Genomic DNA, 21,374 nt, shown 5'->3' with positions numbered 1-21,374 from the left:
CTCCTATGAAAATCAGAATCGATATTCCTCATCATCCTTATGATATTCAGATTGAAAAAGGCTGTCTGGCTCAGGCTGGTCGATGGTTGCGAGAACTCTGGCAACCACAAAAGGTAGTGATTGTGACAGACAACCATGTAGCTTCTCTTTATGCAGAGAAGGTCAAGCTCAGCCTAGAAGATGCTGGTTTTCAGGTAGCTGTTTTTGATTTTTTAGAAGGGGAAGAACGAAAGAATTTAACTACTGTTCAGAAAGTCTATGAATTTCTAGTTAAGCAGGGGTTGACTCGTAGCGATGGAATAGTGGCTCTCGGAGGTGGTGTCGTTGGAGACCTGGCTGGTTTCGTAGCCTCTACCTATATGAGGGGCATTCATTTTGTTCAGATACCGACTAGCTTGACAGCCCAGGTTGATTCTTCTATCGGCGGAAAGACAGGTGTTAATACTCCATTTGCTAAAAATATGGTGGGGACCTTTGCCCAACCAGATGGGGTTTTGATTGACCCACTTGTTCTTGAAACGCTTGGAAAAAGAGAGTTGATTGAAGGGATGGGTGAGGTTATCAAGTATGGCTTGATTGAGGATCCAGAACTGTGGGCTCTTTTGACGGAGCTGGATTGTTCTGTTGAGAGCATTCTGGAACATGCAGAGACCTTGATTGAACATTCTTGTCAGGTCAAGCGTAAGATGGTAGTTGAGGATGAGTTGGACAACGGTGTACGCCTTTACCTCAACTTTGGCCACACTATTGGCCATGCCATTGAAGCAACTGCAGGTTATGGTAAGGTCATGCATGGAGAAGCTGTGGCCATGGGCATGGTGCAGATTTCCAAGGTTGCTGAGAAAAAGGGTCTCATGCCAGCTGGCATTACCCAGTCCATCACAGAAATGTGTCAGAAATTTGGCTTGCCTGTTGACTATGAAAGCTGGGATGTTGACAAGCTTTATCAGGCTTTGACTCATGACAAGAAAGCGCGTGGCAATACCTTGAAATTGGTCTTGGTGCCAGAGCTTGGTTCTGCAACCATCCACCCAGTTTCTCTGGAAGAGATGAAAGACTACTTGGTAAAATAAGGAGAGTGTATGAGATATTTAACTGCAGGAGAATCACACGGTCCCCGTCTGACGGCTATCATTGAAGGAATTCCAGCTGGACTACCTTTGACAGCAGAGGATATCAATGAGGACCTGAAACGTCGTCAGGGTGGATACGGCCGCGGTGGTCGTATGAAGATTGAGAGCGACCAAGTTATCTTTACTTCGGGTGTTCGCCATGGGAGGACTACTGGGGCGCCTATTACCATGGATGTCATCAATAAGGACCACCAAAAATGGCTAGATATTATGTCTGCGGAGGACATTGAAGATCGCCTTAAAAGCAAACGGAAAATCACCCATCCACGTCCAGGTCATGCCGACTTGGTTGGGGGCATCAAGTACCGTTTTGACGATTTGCGAAATTCTTTAGAACGTTCATCAGCTCGTGAAACCACCATGCGGGTGGCAGTTGGCGCAGTAGCCAAACGCCTCTTGGCTGAGCTGGATATGGAGATTGCCAACCATGTCGTAGTCTTTGGTGGCAAGGAAATCGATGTTCCTGAGAATCTCACAGTTGCTGAGATTAAGGAAAGAGCTGCCCAGTCTGAAGTTTCTATTGTCAACCAAGAACGGGAACAGGAAATCAAGGATTATATTGACCAAATCAAACGTGACGGTGATACCATCGGTGGGGTTGTGGAGACAGTCGTTGGAGGTGTTCCAGTTGGTCTTGGTTCCTATGTCCAATGGGACAGAAAATTAGATGCCAGACTTGCCCAAGCAGTTGTCTCTATCAATGCCTTTAAAGGGGTGGAATTTGGTCTTGGATTTGAGGTTGGTTATCGTAAAGGTAGCCAGGTCATGGATGAAATTCTCTGGTCTAAAGAAGACGGCTATACTCGCCGTACCAACAATCTTGGCGGTTTTGAAGGTGGTATGACTAATGGGCAACCTATCGTTGTTCGAGGCGTGATGAAACCCATTCCTACTCTCTACAAACCACTTATGAGTGTGGATATCGAAACCCACGAACCCTACAAGGCAACTGTGGAGAGAAGTGATCCGACGGCTCTTCCAGCAGCAGGTGTTGTCATGGAAGCCGTTGTGGCAACGGTTCTGGCACAAGAAATCCTTGAAAAATTCTCATCAGACAATCTAGAGGAATTAAAAGAAGCAGTGGCCAAACACCGAGACTATACAAAGAACTATTAAGGAGTTCCTATGGCAAAAACAGTCTATATCGCAGGTCTTGGTTTGATTGGTGCCTCTATGGCCCTTGGTATCAAACGTGATCATCCAGATTATGAAATTTTAGGTTATAATCGCAGTCAAGCTTCGAGAGATATTGCCTTGAAAGAAGGCATGATTGACCGTGCAACGGATGATTTTGCTAGTTTTGCTCCTTTGGCAGATATCATTATTCTCAGTTTGCCAATCAAGCAAACCATTGCTTTCATTAAGGAGTTGGCTAACTTGGACTTAAAAGAAGGCGTCATTATTTCAGATGCTGGTTCAACCAAGTCAGCCATTGTAGATGCAGCGGAGCAGTATTTGTCTGGCAAGGCTGTTCGTTTTGTCGGGGCCCATCCCATGGCTGGTAGTCACAAGACAGGGGCTGCTTCTGCGGATGTCAATCTTTTTGAAAATGCCTATTATATTTTCACGCCTTCGAGTCTGACAAGTCCTGACACACTTGAGGAAATGAAGGATCTGCTTTCAGGTCTTCACGCTCGCTTTATAGAGATTGATGCCAAGGAGCATGACCGAGTCACTTCTCAGATTAGCCATTTTCCTCATATTCTGGCTTCCAGTCTCATGGAACAGACTGCGGTTTATGCTCAAGAACATGAGATGGCAAGGCGCTTTGCGGCCGGTGGTTTCCGAGATATGACTCGAATTGCGGAAAGTGAGCCAGGTATGTGGACTTCCATTCTTTTGTCCAATCGTGAGACTATTCTGGACCGAATTGAGGATTTTAAGGAGCGTTTGGAAGAGATTGGTCAGGCCATCAGCAAGGGAGATGAGGAGCAAATCTGGAATTTTTTCAACCAAGCGCGTGAGCAACGTCAGGCCATGGAAATACATAAGCGTGGCGGTGTGGACAGTTCTTACGACCTCTATGTTGACGTTCCCGATGAAGAAGATGTCATCTTGAGGATTTTGGAACTGCTACGTGGAACTTCCTTGGTTAATATTCACATCAATGAGGAAAACCGTGAAGATATTCACGGAATCCTACAAATTTCATTTAAAAATGCTCAAGACTTGGAAAGAGCTGAGCATCTCATAACAGAAAATACCGACTACACAGTCGTCATCAAGTAAGGAGAAAATCATGTCAAATATTTACGATAGTGCAAACGAACTCAGTCGCGGTCTACGCGAATTATCAGAATACAAGGCTGTTAAAGCAGCTAAAGATGCTATTTCAGCAGATGCTGAGGCAAGCAAAATTTTTACAGAATATGTTGCCTTTCAAGAGGAAATTCAAAAACTAGCGCAGACAGGTCAAATGCCAGATGCTTCCTTCCAAGCTAAGATGGAAGGTTTTGGCAAGCAGATTCAGGGGAATAGCCTCTTGTCAGAATTCTTTACCAAGCAACAACAATTGGCAATTTACCTTTCTGACATTGAAAAAATTGTTTTCGAACCAGTTTCAGAATTGCTAAAATAAGAAAATAACTATCATAAAGTCAGAAATTTTTAAGGAATTTCTGGCTTTTTATGATAAAATAGGTAAAAGTATTGCAAGTATGAGGTCTAGTATGAAACTAAAAACAAACATTCGCCACTTACACGGCAGTATCCGAGTTCCAGGTGACAAGTCTATCAGTCACCGTTCTATTATCTTTGGAAGTTTGGCTGAGGGTGAGACCAAGGTTTATGATATTCTGCGAGGTGAAGACGTTCTTTCGACCATGCAGGTTTTTTGTGACCTTGGTGTTGAAATTGAGGACAAAGATGGGGTTATTACTATTCAAGGTGTAGGCATGGATGGCTTAAAACCTCCGCAAAATGCTCTTGATATGGGAAATTCTGGAACTTCGATTCGCCTGATTTCAGGTGTCCTTGCTGGTGCAGACTTTGAAGTAGAAATGTTTGGAGATGACAGTCTTTCCAAGCGTCCTATGGACCGTGTGACGATTCCGCTGAAAAAAATGGGTGTTAACATTTCAGGGCAAACTGAGCGAGACTTGCCTCCTTTGCGTTTAAAAGGGACGAAAATCCTAAGACCTATTCAATATGAGTTGCCAATTGCCTCTGCCCAAGTCAAGTCAGCCTTGATGTTTGCGGCCTTGCAGGCTCAGGGAGAGTCCGTAATTATCGAAAAAGAGTGCACCCGTAATCATACTGAAGATATGTTGCAACAATTTGGTGGCCATTTAAGTGTGGAGGGCAAAAAAATCACAGTCCAAGGACCACAAAAATTGACAGGACAAAAGGTGGTTGTTCCAGGAGATATTTCCAGTGCAGCCTTTTGGTTGGTCGCAGGTTTGATTGTTCCAAACTCTCGTGTGGTGCTTAAAAATGTGGGCATCAACGAAACGCGTACAGGTATCATTGATGTCATTCGCGCCATGGGTGGAAAATTAGAAGTTACTGAAATTGATCCAGTCGCTAAATCTGCAACCTTGACTGTTGAGTCTTCTGACTTGAAAGGAACAGAGATTGGTGGTGCTTTGATCCCACGATTGATTGATGAATTGCCAGTTATCGCCCTACTTGCGACCCAAGCTCAAGGTATAACAGTTATCAAGGATGCTGAGGAACTCAAGGTCAAGGAAACAGACCGCATTCAGGTGGTGGCAGACGCTTTAAATAGCATGGGAGCAGCTATTACTCCTACAGCTGATGGAATGATTATCAAAGGGAAATCAGCCCTTCACGGTGTTAGAGTCAATACTTTTGGAGACCATCGTATCGGAATGATGACAGCCATTGCAGCCCTCTTGGTTGCAGATGGAGAGGTGGATCTTGACCGTTCTGAAGCTATCAATACCAGCTATCCTAGCTTCTTTGATGATTTGGAGAGCTTGATTCATGGCTAAGGTATTACTCGGATTTATGGGGGCTGGCAAATCGACTATTGCAAGAGGCTTGGACCCAGATTATCTCGATATGGATGCTCTGATAGAGAAGCGCTTAGGCATGTCCATTGCGGAATTTTTCTCGGAAAAGGGAGAAGAATCCTTTCGTCAGATAGAGTCTGAAGTCCTAGCTGATTTACTACAAAGAGATCAAGTTGTGTCAACTGGTGGAGGAGTGGTTATTTCTCAGAGAAATCGCAACTTACTCAAGACCAATTCTGATAATATCTACCTAAAAGCAGATTTTGAAACCCTCTATCATCGTATCGCAGCTGATAAGAACAATCAGCGCCCGCTTTTTCTAAATAATAGCAAGGAAGAACTTGCAGGCATTTTCCAAGAAAGACAGGCTTGGTATGAGGAAGTGGCTAGTCGGATTTTGGATGTGACCAGGTTAAGCCCAGAGGAAATTATAGAGGAACTGAGATGAAAATTGCTTATCTAGGTCCCAAGGGATCATTTTCACACCACGTTGTGCAGACAGCTTTTCCTCAGGAGGAATTGCAGGCCTTTGCCAATATTACAGATGTCATCAAGGCCTATGAGCAAGGCTTGGTGGATTATTCTGTGGTGCCAGTTGAAAATTCTATCGAGGGTAGTGTTCATGAAACCTTGGACTACCTTTTTCATCAGGCTCGCATTCAAGCAGTGTCAGAAATCGTTCAGCCTATTCATCAGCAGTTGATGGTGGTTCCAGGTCACACTAAGATTGAAAAGATTTTTTCACATCCACAGGCCTTGGCTCAAGGTAAGAAATTCATCGATGAACAATATCCAGAGGCCCAAATCGAGGTGACTGCTAGTACAGCCTATGCGGCCCGCTTTATTTCTGAACATCCAGACCAGCCTTATGCAGCCATTGCACCTAGAAGTTCTGCCGAAGAATATGGCTTAGAACTGATTGCTGAGGATATTCAGGAAATGGAAGCCAATTTCACACGTTTCTGGGTTTTAGGAGCTGAAAAACCTAGTATTCCATTGAAAGCACAAACTGAGAAAATGAGTTTGGCCTTGACCTTACCTGACAACCTTCCAGGTGCCCTTTATAAGGCTCTATCGACCTTTGCTTGGCGAGGAATTGACCTAACAAAAATTGAAAGCCGTCCACTCAAGACAGCACTGGGCGAATACTTTTTCATTATCGATGTGGATTATGCCGATAAGGACTTGGTCCACTTTGCCCAAAAAGAATTAGAAGCGATTGGAATCCAGTATAAAGTACTAGGTGCCTATCCTATTTATCCAATATCAGACCATGGAAAGGAGAGAAGATGAGTAAAGAAAATCCTTTAAGCCATCACGAGCAGTTGCGTTATGACTATCTTTTTAAGAACATTCATTACCTCAATGAGCGAGAGAAAAAGGAGTTTGCTTACCTGCAAGGTAAGTTAAATATGGCTAGCGGTAGTGAAGTTTCTCCAGAAATTCATAATGAAAATCACGATTTGGAAGAGTCTTTCATGGAACCAGTCAATCAGTCTCCTCTTCCATCCTATGGTAACCGTAGTCGTGCAAAAAAATACCAGAAAAGCCATTCTCTTCCAAAGGTTAAGTCCAAGAAACGTAAGATTCGTTGGGGGCGCATTTTTGCAGGATTGCTTGCTCTTCTAGCCTGTGTCGGTTTTGGCATGATTTTTATGTTCCTAAAAGGCTATTCAAATGCTGATCCAAATAAACCTGCCAATGCTAAGGCAGCTCAAGTAGAAGTTTTTCATGGTCAAGATACCAAGGATGGGGTTAATATCTTGATTATGGGAACAGATGGACGGATTGGCCAAAATAGTGCTGAGACGAGAACGGACTCGATTATGGTTCTAAACGTTGGTGGCTCAGATAAAAAAATCAAGCTGATCAGCTTTATGCGTGACAATTTGGTTTATATAGACGGTTACAGTCAAGTCATTAACGGTAGAAAACAGACGGATAACAAGTTAAACGTAGCCTATGAGTTAGGAGAACAAGAGGGGCAAAAAGGGGCAGAAATGGTTCGTCAAGTTTTGAAAGATAATTTTGATTTGGACATTAAGTACTATGCCTTGGTCGATTTTCAGGCTTTTGCTACAGCGATTGACACACTTTTCCCTGATGGGGTGACAATTGATGCTCAATTTTCAACATTGAATGGGCGCCCACTAACAGAAGCTACAGTCGGAGATGATTTACACGCTACTGAGACTGAGTCTCCAACCCAAACCATCAAAGTCGGAAAACAGCAGATGAACGGTTCAACCTTGCTAAATTATGCTCGTTTCCGTGATGATGACGAAGGTGATTATGGTCGTACCAAGAGACAACAGCAAGTGCTGACAGCTGTTCTGCAGCAACTCAAGGATCCAACCAAACTCTTTACTGGATCAGAAGCATTAGGCAAGGTCTTTGGGATGACCTCTACGAATGTTCCTTATAGTTTCCTACTGACCAATGGTTTATCCTTCCTAGATGGAGCGCAAAATGGCATTGAGAGATTAACAGTTCCAGAACTAGGTGATTGGGTCGATGCCTATGATGTTTATGGAGGCTTGGGCTTGCTGGTCGATCAAAATAAATATCAAACCAAGCTCGCTCAAATGGGAATGAGATAAGTTAAGACAGAAAAATCAAAGTTTGAAGGCTATTTATCCAGCAATCAGGCTTTGATTTTTTACAGTCTGCAATAGATTTTCACCCCTTATTTGTGGTATAATGAAACGATACGATAGAAAGAATAATGAACAATATGACTGATTTAAAAGCAATTCAGGATCGAAGTCTGGAGATGGCTGAATATTTTGTGGCCTTTTGTAAAGAATATGATTTGCTCTGTTATCTCTGTGGAGGAGGTGCTATTGGTGCCCTTCGAAACAAGGGGTTTATTCCTTGGGACGACGACCTAGACTTTTTTATGCCCCGTAAGGACTATGAAAAATTAGCAGAATTATGGCCTCGTTATGCAGATGAGCGTTATTTCTTGTCAAAGAGTAATAAGGATTTTGTCGACCGCAATCTTTTTATTACCATTCGTGACAAGGAAACGACTTGTATTAAGCCTTATCAGCAGGATTTGGATTTGCCACATGGTCTGGCCTTAGATGTGTTACCTTTGGATTATTATCCGAAAAATCCAGCTGAGCGGAAAAAACAGGTTCGTTGGGCCTTGATTTATTCACTCTTTTGTGCCCAAACTATTCCAGAAAAGCATGGTGCACTTATGAAATGGGGAAGCCGTATTTTACTGGGCGTGACGCCAAAATCTCTCCGTTATCACATTTGGAAAAAGGCTGAGAAAAAAATGACCAAATACAGTCTAGCTGAGAGCGATGGAATCACTGAATTATGCTCAGGTCCTGGCTATATGCGAAACAAGTACCCAATCGCATCTTTTGAAGACAATCTTTTCTTGCCATTTGAAGGAACAGAGATGCCTATTCCAGTTGGCTATGATTCCTATCTCAGCACTGCTTTTGGAGACTACATGACACCTCCACCAGCAGACAAGCAGTTACCACATCATGATGCTGTTATCGCTGATATGGATAAGTCTTATACAGAATACAAGGGAGAATATGGTGGCTAAGAAAAAAATATTATTTTTTATGTGGTCTTTTTCTCTCGGGGGTGGAGCAGAGAAGATTCTATCTACCATTGTTTCAAATCTGAATCCAGAAAAGTATGATATTGATATTCTTGAAATGGAGCACTTTGACAAGGGATACGAATCTGTTCCTAAACATGTATGCATTTTAAAATCTCTTCAGGATTACCGCCAAGCCAGATGGTTACGAGCTCTTTTGTGGAGAATGAGAATTTATTTTCCAAGACTGACACGTCGCTTACTGGTGAAAGATGACTATGATGTTGAAGTTTCCTTTACCATTATGAATCCTCCACTTTTATTCTCTAAAAGAAAAGAAGTCAATAAAATCTCTTGGATTCATGGAAGTATCGAAGAATTTCTTAAAGATAGCTACAAAAGAGAATCACATAGACGCCAGTTGGATGCTGCGGATACCATTGTAGGAATTTCGAATAAAACCAGCAATTCTATCAAGGAAGTCTATCCAGACTATGCTTCGAAATTACAGACGGTCTACAATGGATATGATTTTAAGACTATTTTAGAAAAATCTCAAGAGAAGATCGATATCGAGATTGCGCCTCAAAGTATCTGTACTATCGGACGGATTGAGGAAAATAAGGGTTCTGACCGTGTGGTGGAAGTGATACGATTATTACACCAAGAGGGAAAAAACTATCATCTCTATTTTATCGGTGCTGGGGATATGGAAGAGGAACTGAAAAAACGCGTCAAAGAATATGAGCTTGAAGACTATGTACATTTCCTTGGTTATCAAAAAAATCCATACCAGTATTTGTCTCAGATGAAAGTTCTCTTGTCTATGTCTAAACAAGAAGGTTTTCCTGGAGTGTATGTTGAGGCCTTGAGTCTGGGACTTCCTTTTGTCTCTACGGATGTCGGAGGGGCTGAGGAATTATCCCAAGAAGGACGATTTGGACAAATCATTGAGAGCAATCAAGAAGCAGCTCAGGCAATTACGAACTACATGACTTCTGCCTCAAACTTCGATGTCAATGAGGCTAGCCAATTTATTCAACAATTTACAATTGCCAAACAAATCGAACAAGTAGAAAAACTATTAGAGGAGTAGCATGGAAACTGCATTAATCAGTGTGATTGTGCCAGTCTATAATGTGGCGCAGTACCTAGAAAAATCGATAGCTTCCATTCAGAAGCAGACCTATCAGAATCTGGAAATCATTCTTGTTGATGATGGAGCAACGGATGAAAGTGGTCGCTTGTGTGATTCAATCGCTGAACTAGATGATAGGGTGTCAGTGCTTCATAAAAAGAATGAAGGTTTGTCGCAAGCACGAAACGATGGAATGAAACAGGCTCACGGAGATTATCTGATTTTTATTGACTCAGATGATTATATCCATCCAGAAATGATTCAGAGCTTATATGAGCAATTAATTCAAGAAAATGCGGATGTTTCGAGCTGTGGTGTTATGAATGTCTATGCTAATGATGAAAGTCCACAGTCAGCCAATCAGGATGACTATTTTGTCTGTGATTCCCAAACATTTCTGAGGGAATACCTCATAGGTGAAAAAATACCTGGAACGATCTGCAATAAGCTAGTCAAGAGAGAGATTGCAACTGCCCTATCCTTTCCAAAGGGATTGATTTATGAAGATGCTTATTATCATTTTGATTTAATCAAGTTGGCTAAGAAGTACGTTGTTAATACCAAACCCTATTATTACTATTTCCATAGAGGGGATAGTATTACGACTAAACCCTATGCAGAGAAGGATTTAGCTTATATTGATATCTACCAAAAGTTTTACAATGAAGTTGTGAAAAACTATCCTGACTTGAAAGAGGTTGCTTTTTTCAGATTGGCCTATGCCCACTTCTTTATTCTGGATAAGATGTTACTAGATGATCAGTATAAACAATTTGAAGCCTATTCTCAGATTCATCGTTTTTTAAAAGGCCATGCCTTTACTATTGCTAGGAATCCAATTTTCCGCAAGGGGAGAAGAATTAGTGCTTTGGCTCTATTCATAAATATTTCCTTATACCGATTCTTATTACTAAAAAATATTGAAAAATCTAAAAAATTACATTAGAACGGGGGGTGAGCAAGTGATTGATGGAAAACGATTATTATTTAGTTTGACCATAGTCAGTTATGCCTTGACGCTAGTAAGTGGAATTGTATATCTGTTTAATAATAACAATGTTAGCTTGCTTTCTACTTTATTGTTCTTACTGGTTAGTAGCTTAATTGCTTGTTGGAATGATATCAAGTATTACTTAATCCATTTTATTTTCTTTTTAACTATTTTTGTATTTCTGGTATCAAGGCCGACCATTGATTATTTTAGAGATGGCGCTTTGGATACCTATCATCCCATAGCCTATCGTTTTGCCTTTATAGTTGTCATGGTTTCGATATTGGGATTGACCACAGGGGGGCTCCTAGCTCGCTATTTTATAGCTAGAAAGAAAATACAAGTATCGAAGATAGAAAGTTCTCTAAAAGAGGTTTACATCAAGCGGTTGCGCTTTGTATCGCTAGGAGTTTTTCTTCTAACCTATCCTTTCTATTTTATTCGCTTATTTGAACGACTCCTGTATCGCTTGCAGACTTCCTACTATACCTACTATGCAAACTTTGAAAGTAAACTGCCTTATTTTACCTATATCTTATCAACATTTACGGTCTATGCAATGTGTATGTATTTGGCAACTAAGCCAAAGAAATGGCAGGCAACAGCAGTGCTTGTCTCCTTTATTGCAGCTAATACTATTCATTTAGCAATCGGGACACGCAATCCCTTTATTTTAAGTATTTTATTTGCTTTCGTTTATTACTTTATGCGGGAGCAAACAGAAAAGGGAAAATGGATTGGGTTTAAAGAGAAGTTAGCGATTTTTGTAGGTTCTCCTATTCTCATGTTAGCGATGGGAGTGCTCAATTATGTACGGGATAATGTCCAAGTTTCCCATACAGGTTTCTGGGATATCCTGCTTGACTTTATCTATAAACAAGGAACCAGTTTTGGTGTTTTGGCTCGAGGTTTTCTATTTAACAGTAGCCTCCCTTACCGAGATTTCCGTAATTTTACTTTTGGTCCTGTTCTTGATTATTTTGCAAGGGGGAGTTTGGGGGCCATTTTCGGAGGAAAAGCCTTTGAGCATACAACCAATAGTGTAGAGCTAGCTATCGATAGTAATAGTTATGCCCACAATCTATCCTATCTTGTTTTGAATAAGGAATATTTGAAAGGACATGGTATCGGAAGTAGTTATATTATGGAGTTGTATACAGACTATGGTATGATAGGAGTCTTTCTACTTAGTCTCTTACTCGGTATGCTATTTATAGCCATGTTGCAAGTAGCCTACCGCTCAAGAACAATTCTATTTGCCTTGTCCCTACTCATCTTGAATAATCTATTCTTTATGCCAAGAAGTAGCTTTTCAGAAAGTTTCTTCAATTTATTTACAATGCAATTCTGGGGAATTGTTCTTGTGATTCTATTCGTAGCGAAAATGCTTACAAAAGAGAACCAGTATCTACTAAACAAAGGAGAAAAAAATCATGTTTGAACATTATTCAGTAGCTGATTTGTTTGCAAATCTTTATAAAAAACGAAAAGCAAATATTCTAGCTCTCATCGCTTTATTTGCTCTCATTGCTGTACCATTTACAATTAAAGCAGTTAAGAATAAAAACACTGTCAAAGACACAACAAGTTATTCAACTTATCTTAGCTATAAAATTACTCCTCCAGAAGATTCATCCAAAACGATTTTGAATCACCAAATTGGTGGTTATAGTGATTTCTATGGTAAATTGATTGATGGGAATTTGAATGGAGCTTATCTTTTCAATGATGTAGAACCGAGTGAACTGAAAAAAATTGCCAGTGAATTAGATACGACAGAAACAACCTTGAAAAATTCTACGAATGATTATTGGTGGAAAAAACTGACTGTCTACTATATGATTGACGATGCAGGGGTTGGTGTGAAAATTTTGACACCAAGTAAAGATGCTAATGACTTGTTGGAGCGAAAAATTGATGGATTGATTGAGAAATTTAAACACACTTATGCAAATGTAAAAATTGAAAAATTGGAAACCATCAACTCTAAAGAATTGAATGCAAATGGTGAGACAGCGCTTGGATTGAATGTGAAGAATTTGATTCTCCGTTTAGCTGTTATTGGAGTAGTCTGTGTGATTTTGGTTGTGATGGGAAATGTATTGGTTTATCTCTTTAATCCAACAATCAATAGAGCAGGTGATTTTTCTCAGTATCAAATTGATTTTGTAACAGAGATTACAACAATTGCTAACCTAGCAGATGTCTTGTCATACAAAAATGCTGGGCAAGAATTAACAATCGTTAGCTCAAACAAAGCTATCCTAGATAAATTGAAACAAAATCAAGAGTCTTTAAAAGGAATGCATTTTGTCGATTTACAAGATGTGCCATCGCTTTTGGAAAGAGATACAGTCCTTCTTGTTGAAGAGTACGGAGTGACTCGTTATAAGAAATTTGAGCAAAGTCTTCAAATTCTCAGAAACTTAAATCGTTCTATCCTCGGTGTAGCAAGCTTTAAACTATAAGCTTTCTGATGTATTAGGTCTTCAAAGTCGGACAAGAAGTTTGATTTTGAAGGCTTTTTCTATTTGTCTGCAGAAATTTTCTTTTATACTCAATGAAAATCAAAAAGCAAACTAGGAAGCTAGCCGTAGGCTGCTCAAAGCACCGCTTTGAGGTTGCAGATAAAGCTGACGTGGTTTGAAGAGATTTTCGAAGAGTATTAGAGTCTTCTACAGAAGTTACCCTATGGAAAATCTATCCCGACAGAGGAGCCTTCTTTTGATAAAATCGTAAAAATCTAGTATAATAGATAGAACTGAAAGTATGAGGTTACTAGCAATGAAAATGAAACAAATCAGTGATACAACTTTAAAAATCACGATGTCTTTAGAGGATTTGATGGATCGAGGAATGGAGATTGCTGACTTTCTCGTCCCTCAAGAAAAAACAGAAGAGTTCTTTTATGCTATCTTGGATGAGTTAGAGATGCCTGAGAGCTTTCTAGATACAGGTATGTTGAGCTTCCGTGTGACTCCAAAACCTGATAAGGTAGATGTCTTTGTAACCAAATCAAAAATTGACCAAAATCTAGATTTTGAAGACTTATCGGATTTGCCAGACATGGAAGAATTGGCTCAGATGTCGCCAGATGAATTTATCAAAACCTTGGAAAAAAGCATCGCGGACAAAACCAAGGACGATATTGAAGCGATTCAATCTCTAGAGCAAGTCGAAGCCAAGGAAGAAGAGCAGGAGCAGGCTGAACAAGAAGTTGAAAGCAAGAAAGAACCTTACATCTACTACATCCTTTCTTTTGCTAAGTTGGCTGACTTGGTGTCTTTTGCTAAGACAGTGACTTTTGAGATGGAAACTTCTGAACTCTACAAGATGAATGAGCGCTATTATTTGACCATTTTAGTGGATATTGAAAATCATCCAAGTCCATATCCAGCTTGGCTTTTGGCCCGTATGCGCGAGTTTGCGGATGATAGTGACATCAGTCGTTCAGTCTTGCAAGAGTATGGCCAAGTATTGATGAATCATGATGCTGTGCTCAATCTACAAAAGATTGTATAATCCTTTCTGGAAAGCTATTTCTAGATTTTAAGAAGAGCGAATCATCAGATTCGTTTTTTCTTTTCTAGACTGAAATAGTGATTTACTATAATAGGAATTTTCACAAAATTCTGTTATAATGGCTATATTAGAAAATTTCGAGGAGACAAACATGACAGTTAAAATTGCTTTACTAGGATTTGGTACCGTTGCAAGTGGTGTGCCTTTCCTCCTAAAGGAAAATGGAGAAAAAATCAATCAATCAGCACATTCAGAGATTGAAGTTGCTAAGGTATTGGTCAAGGATGAAGATGAGAAAAATCGCTTGCTTGCAGCAGGGAATAACTTTAACTTTGTAACCAATGTGGATGACATTTTGTCAGATCAAGACATTACGATCGTAGTGGAATTGATGGGGCGTATCGAACCTGCTAAAACCTTTATCACTCGTGCCTTGGAAGCTGGAAAACACGTTGTTACTGCTAACAAGGACCTTTTGGCTGTCCATGGTGCAGAATTGTTAGAAATCGCTAAAGCTAACAAGGTAGCACTTTACTACGAAGCAGCAGTAGCTGGTGGGATTCCAATTCTTCGTACCTTGGCAAATTCCTTGGCTTCTGATAAAATCACGCGCGTGCTTGGAGTAGTCAACGGAACTTCTAACTTCATGATGACCAAGATGGTGGAAGAAGGCTGGTCTTACGATGATGCTCTTGCGGAAGCGCAACGTCTAGGATTTGCAGAAAGCGACCCGACAAATGACGTAGATGGGATTGATGCAGCCTACAAGATGGTGATTTTGAGCCAATTTGCCTTTGGCATGAAGGTTGCCTTTGATGATGTAGCTCACAAGGGAATTCGTAACATCACACCAGAAGACGTAGCTGTAGCCCAAGACTTGGGTTATGTAGTGAAATTGGTTGGTTCTATCGAGGAAACTTCTTCAGGAATTGCTGCAGAAGTGACTCCAACCTTCCTTCCTAAAGCGCATCCACTTGCCAGTGTAAATGGGGTAATGAACGCTGTCTTTGTAGAATCTATCGGTATCGGTGAGTCTATGTACTACGGACCAGGTGCTGGTCAAAAACCAACTGCAACAAGTGTTGTGGCGGATATTGTCCGTATCGTTCGTCGCCTGAATGATGGAACCATTGGCAAAGACTTCAACGAATATAGCCGTGACTTGGTCTTGGCAAATCCTGAGGATGTCAAAGCTAATTACTACTTCTCAATCTTGGCTCCAGACTCAAAAGGTCAGGTCTTGAAATTGGCTGAAATCTTCAATGCTCAAGATATTTCCTTCAAGCAAATTCTCCAAGATGGCAAAGAGGGGGACAAGGCGCGTGTCGTGATCATCACACACAAGATTAATAAAGCCCAGCTTGAAAATGTCTCAGCTGAATTGAAGAAGGTTTCAGAATTTTACCTCTTGAATACCTTCAAGGTGCTAGGAGAATAAGATGAAAATTATTGTACCTGCAACCAGTGCCAATATTGGGCCAGGTTTTGACTCGGTCGGTGTAGCTGTAACCAAGTATCTTCAAATTGAGGTATGTGAAGAACGAGATGAGTGGCTGATTGAACACCAGATTGGCAAATGGATTCCACATGACGAGCGCAATCTCTTGCTCAAAATCGCTTTGCAAATTGTACCAGACTTGCAACCAAGACGCTTGAAAATGACCAGTGATGTTCCCTTGGCGCGTGGTTTGGGTTCTTCTAGCTCGGTTATCGTTGCTGGGATTGAACTAGCCAACCAACTGGGTCAGCTAAACTTGTCGGATCATGAAAAATTGCAGTTGGCGACCAAGATTGAAGGGCATCCTGACAATGTGGCTCCAGCTATTTATGGTAATCTCGTTATTGCAAGTTCCGTTGAAGGGCAAGTCTCTGCTATCGTAGCAGACTTCCCAGAGTGTGATTTCCTAGCCTATATTCCAAACTATGAATTGCGTACTCGAGACAGCCGTGGCGTCTTACCTAAGAAATTGTCCTATAAGGAAGCTGTTGCAGCTAGTTCTATCGCCAATGTGGCGGTTGCGGCCTTGTTGGCAGGAGACATGGCGACTGCTGGGCAAGCAATCGAGGGAGACCTCTTCCACGAGCGCTATCGTCAGGACTTGGTGAGAGAATTTGCGACGATTAAGCAAGTAGCCAAAGAAAATGGTGCCTATGCAACCTACCTCTCTGGTGCTGGGCCGACAGTTATGGTCTTGGCTTCTCATGACAAGATGCCAACGATTAAGGCAGAATTGGAAAAGCAACCCTTCAAAGGAAAGCTTCATGACTTGAAGGTTGATACTCAAGGTGTCCGTGTCGAAGCAAAATAAAGAATAGAAGATAGGATGGGGAAACTCTCGACCAGAGGGCTTCCTATCCTTTTTTTGAAAAGAAGTTTATACTCAATGAAAATCAAAGTGTAAACTAGGAAGCTAGCCACAGGCTGCTCAAAACACTGTTTTGAGGTTGTGGATAGAACTGACGAAGTCAGTAACCATACCTACGGTAAGGCGACGCTGACGTGGTTTGAAGAGATTTTCGAAGAGTATTAGTTAAAAACTTGATAAAGGAGAAATAAAGATGGCAGAAATTTATCTAGTAGGTGGTTGTTTTTGGGGTCTAGAGGAATATTTTTCACGCATTTCTGGAGTGCTAGCAACCAGTGTTGGCTACGCTAATGGAAAAGTCGAAACGACCAATTACCAGCTGCTCAAGGAAACAGACCATGCAGAAACGGTTCAAGTAATTTATGATGAGAAGGAAGTAGCACTTAGAGAGATTTTACTTTATTATTTCCGTGTCATCGACCCCTTGTCAATCAATCAACAAGGGAATGACCGTGGTCGCCAATATCGAACTGGGATTTATTACCAAGATGAAGCAGACTTGCCAGCTATCTTCACAGTGGTGCAGGAGCAGGAGCGCATGCTTGGGCGAAAGATTGCAGTGGAAGTGGAGAAACTACGTCATTACATTCTAGCTGAAGATTACCACCAAGACTATCTTAAGAAGAATCCTTCAGGTTACTGTCATATCGATGTGACCGATGCTGATAAGCCATTGATTGATGCCTCTAACTATGAAAAGCCTAGTCAAGAAGTGTTAAAGGAAAGCTTAACTGAAGAGTCCTATCGTGTCACCCAAGAAGCTGCTACAGAGGCTCCATTTACCAATGCCTATGACCAAACCTTTGAAGAAGGAATTTATGTAGATATCACGACTGGTGAGCCACTCTTTTTTGCCAAGGATAAGTTTACCTCAGGTTGTGGTTGGCCAAGTTTTAGCCGTCCGATTTCCAAGGAATTGATTCATTATTACAAGGACCTGAGTCATGGAATGGAGCGAATCGAGGTTCGTTCTCGGTCAGGAAATGCTCACTTGGGTCATGTTTTCACAGATGGACCGCGTGAGTTTGGTGGCCTCCGTTACTGTATCAATTCTGCTTCCTTGCGCTTTGTGGCCAAGGATGAGATGGAAGAAGCAGGGTATGGCTATCTACTACCTTACTTAAACAAATAAATCAGAGAGGGTGGGTGCTTCCCACTTTCTTCATTTCTAGAAAATGAATAGAAGGGATCTATGAAACACCTATTATCTTACTTTAAACCCTACATCAGAGAATCGATTTTAGCACCTTTGTTCAAGTTGTTAGAAGCTGTTTTTGAGCTCTTGGTTCCCATGGTGATTGCTGGGATTGTTGACCAATCATTGCCCCAAAAAAATCAAGGTCATCTCTGGATGCAGATTGGTTTGCTTCTTATCTTTGCAGTAATTGGTGTTGTAGTGGCCTTAATAGCCCAGTTCTACTCAGCTAAGGCTGCGGTTGGATTTGCCAAAGGACTGACAGATGATCTTTATCGTCATATTTTGTCTTTACCTAAGGACAGTAGAGACCGTTTGACAACTTCTAGTTTGGTGACTCGCTTGACTTCGGATACCTACCAGATTCAGACTGGGATCAATCAATTCTTGCGCCTCTTTTTGCGAGCACCTATTATCGTTTTTGGAGCCATTTTTATGGCCTATCGCATTTCAGCTGAGCTGACTTTCTGGTTCTTGGTCATGGTTGTCATTTTGACCATTGTTATTGTAGGGTTCTCTCGACTGGTCAATCCTCTCTACAGTAGTCTCAGAAAGAAAACGGACCAACTGGTTCAAGAAACGCGTCAGCAAATACAAGGTATGCGCGTTATTCGTGCTTTTGGTCAAGAAAAACGAGAGTTACATATTTTTCAAACCCTTAACCAAGTCTATGCTAGATTACAAGAAAAGACAGGTTTCTGGTCCAGTTTATTAACACCCCTGACCTATCTGATTGTCAATGGAACTCTCCTCGTTATTATCTGGCAGGGATATGTTTCAATTCAGGGAGGTTTACTCAGTCAAGGTGCTCTCATTGCCCTTATTAATTATCTACTACAGATCTTGGTGGAATTGGTCAAGCTAGCCATGCTGATCAATTCTCTCAACCAGTCCTATATCTCTGCCAAGCGAATCGAGGAAGTCTTTGCTGAGGTTCCAGAAGATATTCATTCAGAATTAGAACAAAAGCAAGCTACTAGAAATCAGGTTTTGCAAGTCCAAGAACTGACCTTTAGCTATCCTGATGCGGCCAAGCCTTCTCTGAGAGACATTTCCTTTGATATGAAGCAAGGTCAAATCCTTGGTATCATTGGGGGAACGGGTTCTGGTAAATCAAGTTTGGTGCAACTCATCCTTGGCCTTTATCCAGCAGACAAGGGGAGCATTGACCTTTATCGAGATGGACGTAGCCCTCGTAATCTTGAGCAGTGGCGGTCTTGGATTGCCTATGTTCCTCAAAAGGTCGAACTCTTTAAGGGGACTATTCGTTCCAACTTGACTTTTGGCTTAAATCAAGAAGTGACTGACCAAGAACTCTGGCAGGCCTTGGAGATTGCTCAAGCTAAGGATTTTGTCAGTGAAAAGGAAGGACTCTTGGATGCCCTAGTTGAGGCAGGAGGTCGAAATTTCTCGGGCGGTCAAAGACAACGCTTGTCCATCGCTCGCGCAGTCTTGCGTCAGGCTCCATTTCTCATCCTAGATGATGCAACCTCGGCACTGGACACTATTACCGAGTCCAAGCTCTTGAAAGCTATCCGAGAAAATCTGCCAAATACCAGTTTAATCTTGATCTCTCAACGAACCTCGACTTTACAGATGGCTGACCAGATTCTCCTCTTAGAAAAAGGAGAGCTCCTAGCTATCGGCAAGCACGAGGACTTGATGAAATCCAGTCAAGTTTATCGCGAAATCAATGCATCCCAACATGGTAAGGAGGACTAGTATGAGACGACAAACTGCAAACCAGACGCTCAAACGTTTGGCAAAAGATTTAGCAAGCCATCCCTTCCTCCTTTTCCTAGCCTTTCTAGGAACTATTTCCCAGGTTGCCTTATCAATTTATCTTCCTATCTTGATTGGGCAGGTCATTGACCAAGCCATGGTGGCTGGTTCTTCATCAGTTTTTTGGCAGATTTTTCTCCAAATGATCTTGGTGGTCATAGGAAATACCCTTGTGCAGTGGGTCAATCCTCTCCTCTATAATCGCCTAATCTTTTCTTATACCAGAGACTTGCGAGAGCGAATCATCCATAAGCTCCATCGTTTACCGATTGCCTTTGTGGATCGACAAGGAAGTGGAGAAATGGTCAGTCGTGTAACCACGGACATCGAACAGTTGGCAGCTGCCTTGACCATGATTTTTAACCAATTTTTCATTGGTGTCTTGATGATTTTTGTTAGTATTCTAGCCATGCTTCAGATTCATCTCCTCATGACTCTCTTAGTCTTGCTGTTGACGCCACTGTCTATGGTAATTTCACGTTTTATTGCCAAGAGATCCTATCATCTCTTCCAGAAGCAAACAGAGACGAGGGGGATTCAGACACAATTAATTGAAGAATCGTTGAACCAGCAGACCATTATCCAGTCCTTTAATGCTCAGGAAGAGTTTATCCAAAGGATGCACGAGGCTAATGCCAATTATGCAGGTTATTCTCAGTCAGCTATCTTTTATTCTTCAACAGTTAATCCTTCGACTCGCTTTGTAAATGCGCTCATTTATGCGCTTCTAGCTGGAGTGGGAGCTTATCGTATCATGATAGGCTCTACCTTGACTATCGGGCGTTTAGTGACTTTTTTGAATTATGTCCAACAGTTCACTAAGCCCTTTAACGATATTTCCTCAGTGCTAGCTGAGTTGCAAAGTGCTCTTGCTTGCGCAGAGCGTGTCTATGCTGTCTTAGATAGCACTGAGCTGGCTGAAACTGGTAAGGAAGTCTTGACCAGTGACCAAGTTAAAGGAGCTATTTCCTTTAAACATGTCTCTTTTGGTTACCATCCTGAAAAGATTTTGATTAAGGATTTATCTATTGATATTCCAGCTGGTAGCAAGGTGGCTATTGTTGGTCCGACAGGTGCTGGAAAATCAACCCTTATCAATCTCCTCATGCGTTTTTATCCCATTAACTCGGGAGATATCTTGCTGGATGGGAAATCCATTTATGACTATAGTCGTGACTCTTTACGCCAGCAGTTTGGTATGGTGCTCCAAGAAACCTGGCTCAAGCAAGGAACCATTCATGACAATATTGCCTTTGGAAATCCTGAAGGCAGTCGGGAGCAGGTGATTACTGCTGCCAAAGCAGCCAATGCAGACTTTTTCATCCAACAGTTGCCACAGGGTTACGATACCAAGTTGGAAAATGCTGGAGAATCTCTTTCTGTCGGTCAGGCTCAGCTCTTGACCATAGCCCGAGTTTTTCTAGCTATTCCCAAGATTCTTATCTTAGACGAGGCGACGTCCTCCATTGATACGCGGACAGAAGTGCTGGTACAGGATGCCTTTGCCAAACTCATGAAAGGGCGAACAAGCTTTATTATTGCCCACCGCTTGCCTATCATACAGGATGCAGATTTGATTCTTGTCTTGGTGAATGGTGACATCGTGGAGCATGGCAATCATCAGGATCTCATGACTAGAAAGGGCAAGTATTACCAAATGCAGCAAGCTGCAGCTTTTAGCTCAGAATAAGCCTTCCTATTTTAA

Annotated in this window: 19 protein-coding genes; all 19 read left to right on the top strand. The window is 41.6% G+C overall.

All coding sequences use genetic code 11. The features are described from left to right. Positions 1–5 precede the first annotated feature (5 nt). The 19 genes from aroB to D8848_RS01010 all read left to right on the top strand — a co-directional run bounded on the left by aroB (position 6) and on the right by D8848_RS01010 (position 21,359). Entirely contained in the window at positions 6–1,073 is a 1,068-nt protein-coding gene (gene aroB / locus D8848_RS01105; RefSeq protein ID WP_125442874.1) for a 3-dehydroquinate synthase, read from the top strand. 9 nt (positions 1,074–1,082) lie between these two features. After that, the gene (gene aroC, locus D8848_RS01100) at positions 1,083–2,249 is read left to right on the top strand and encodes a chorismate synthase (protein ID WP_125442873.1); all 1,167 of its coding nucleotides are present in this window, start codon (positions 1,083–1,085) and stop codon (positions 2,247–2,249) included. A gap of 9 nt (positions 2,250–2,258) precedes the next feature. Then, complete coding sequence (locus D8848_RS01095) at positions 2,259–3,362, top strand: prephenate dehydrogenase (protein WP_084923964.1); 1,104 nt, start codon at positions 2,259–2,261, stop codon at positions 3,360–3,362. A gap of 10 nt (positions 3,363–3,372) precedes the next feature. After that, positions 3,373–3,711: a YlbF/YmcA family competence regulator gene (locus D8848_RS01090; RefSeq protein WP_084923962.1), complete on the top strand. Its 339-nt coding sequence runs from the start codon at positions 3,373–3,375 to the stop codon at positions 3,709–3,711. Positions 3,712–3,802: 91 nt separating this feature from the next. After that, positions 3,803–5,086 carry a 3-phosphoshikimate 1-carboxyvinyltransferase gene (gene aroA / locus D8848_RS01085; protein WP_125442872.1) on the top strand — a complete coding sequence of 428 codons (1,284 nt, stop codon included), beginning with the start codon at positions 3,803–3,805 and terminating at the stop codon, positions 5,084–5,086. Then, complete coding sequence (locus tag D8848_RS01080) at positions 5,079–5,555, top strand: shikimate kinase (protein ID WP_125442871.1); 477 nt, start codon at positions 5,079–5,081, stop codon at positions 5,553–5,555. The genes aroA and D8848_RS01080 overlap by 8 nt, the downstream gene beginning before the upstream one ends. Next, a complete protein-coding gene (gene pheA, locus D8848_RS01075; RefSeq protein WP_125442870.1) occupies positions 5,552–6,400 on the top strand; it encodes a prephenate dehydratase in 849 nt (282 codons plus the stop codon). The genes D8848_RS01080 and pheA overlap by 4 nt, the downstream gene beginning before the upstream one ends. Further along, entirely contained in the window at positions 6,397–7,707 is a 1,311-nt protein-coding gene (locus D8848_RS01070) for an LCP family protein (RefSeq protein ID WP_125442869.1), read from the top strand. Before pheA ends, D8848_RS01070 begins: the two co-directional genes overlap by 4 nt. A 125-nt stretch (positions 7,708–7,832) precedes the next feature. Continuing rightward, a complete protein-coding gene (locus D8848_RS01065) occupies positions 7,833–8,678 on the top strand; it encodes a LicD family protein (RefSeq protein ID WP_125442868.1) in 846 nt (281 codons plus the stop codon). Beyond that, on the top strand, positions 8,668–9,771 hold the full coding sequence (locus D8848_RS01060) for a glycosyltransferase (RefSeq protein ID WP_125442867.1): 1,104 nt from the start codon (positions 8,668–8,670) through the stop codon (positions 9,769–9,771). The genes D8848_RS01065 and D8848_RS01060 overlap by 11 nt, the downstream gene beginning before the upstream one ends. Before the next feature lies 1 nt (position 9,772). Beyond that, on the top strand, positions 9,773–10,759 hold the full coding sequence (locus D8848_RS01055; RefSeq protein ID WP_125442866.1) for a glycosyltransferase family 2 protein: 987 nt from the start codon (positions 9,773–9,775) through the stop codon (positions 10,757–10,759). A gap of 16 nt (positions 10,760–10,775) precedes the next feature. Next, positions 10,776–12,245 (top strand): O-antigen polysaccharide polymerase Wzy family protein, encoded by a 1,470-nt coding sequence (locus D8848_RS01050; RefSeq protein WP_125442865.1) that lies wholly within the window; start codon positions 10,776–10,778, stop codon positions 12,243–12,245. Next, positions 12,238–13,272: a teichoic acid biosynthesis protein TarQ gene (tarQ, locus tag D8848_RS01045; RefSeq protein ID WP_125442864.1), complete on the top strand. Its 1,035-nt coding sequence runs from the start codon at positions 12,238–12,240 to the stop codon at positions 13,270–13,272. Before D8848_RS01050 ends, tarQ begins: the two co-directional genes overlap by 8 nt. A gap of 316 nt (positions 13,273–13,588) precedes the next feature. Next, positions 13,589–14,326 (top strand): adaptor protein MecA, encoded by a 738-nt coding sequence (gene mecA, locus D8848_RS01035; RefSeq protein ID WP_125443003.1) that lies wholly within the window; start codon positions 13,589–13,591, stop codon positions 14,324–14,326. A 151-nt stretch (positions 14,327–14,477) separates the two neighbouring features. Further along, entirely contained in the window at positions 14,478–15,764 is a 1,287-nt protein-coding gene (locus D8848_RS01030; protein WP_125442863.1) for a homoserine dehydrogenase, read from the top strand. A 1-nt stretch (position 15,765) separates the two neighbouring features. Beyond that, positions 15,766–16,635, top strand: a complete 870-nt coding sequence (gene thrB / locus D8848_RS01025) for a homoserine kinase (protein ID WP_004259709.1) — start codon at positions 15,766–15,768, stop codon at positions 16,633–16,635. Positions 16,636–16,885: 250 nt separating this feature from the next. After that, positions 16,886–17,824, top strand: coding sequence for a peptide-methionine (R)-S-oxide reductase MsrB (gene msrB, locus D8848_RS01020; protein WP_125442862.1), 939 nt, complete (start codon positions 16,886–16,888; stop codon positions 17,822–17,824). 60 nt (positions 17,825–17,884) lie between these two features. Then, on the top strand, positions 17,885–19,609 hold the full coding sequence (locus D8848_RS01015; protein ID WP_125442861.1) for an ABC transporter ATP-binding protein: 1,725 nt from the start codon (positions 17,885–17,887) through the stop codon (positions 19,607–19,609). Position 19,610: 1 nt separating this feature from the next. Further along, a complete protein-coding gene (locus D8848_RS01010) occupies positions 19,611–21,359 on the top strand; it encodes an ABC transporter ATP-binding protein (protein ID WP_125442860.1) in 1,749 nt (582 codons plus the stop codon). Positions 21,360–21,374 lie beyond the last annotated feature (15 nt).

The organism is Streptococcus mitis (genome assembly GCF_003942775.1).
Lineage (GTDB): Bacteria > Bacillota > Bacilli > Lactobacillales > Streptococcaceae > Streptococcus > Streptococcus mitis_CN.
This window is presented reverse-complemented; position numbering and strand designations above follow the sequence as displayed.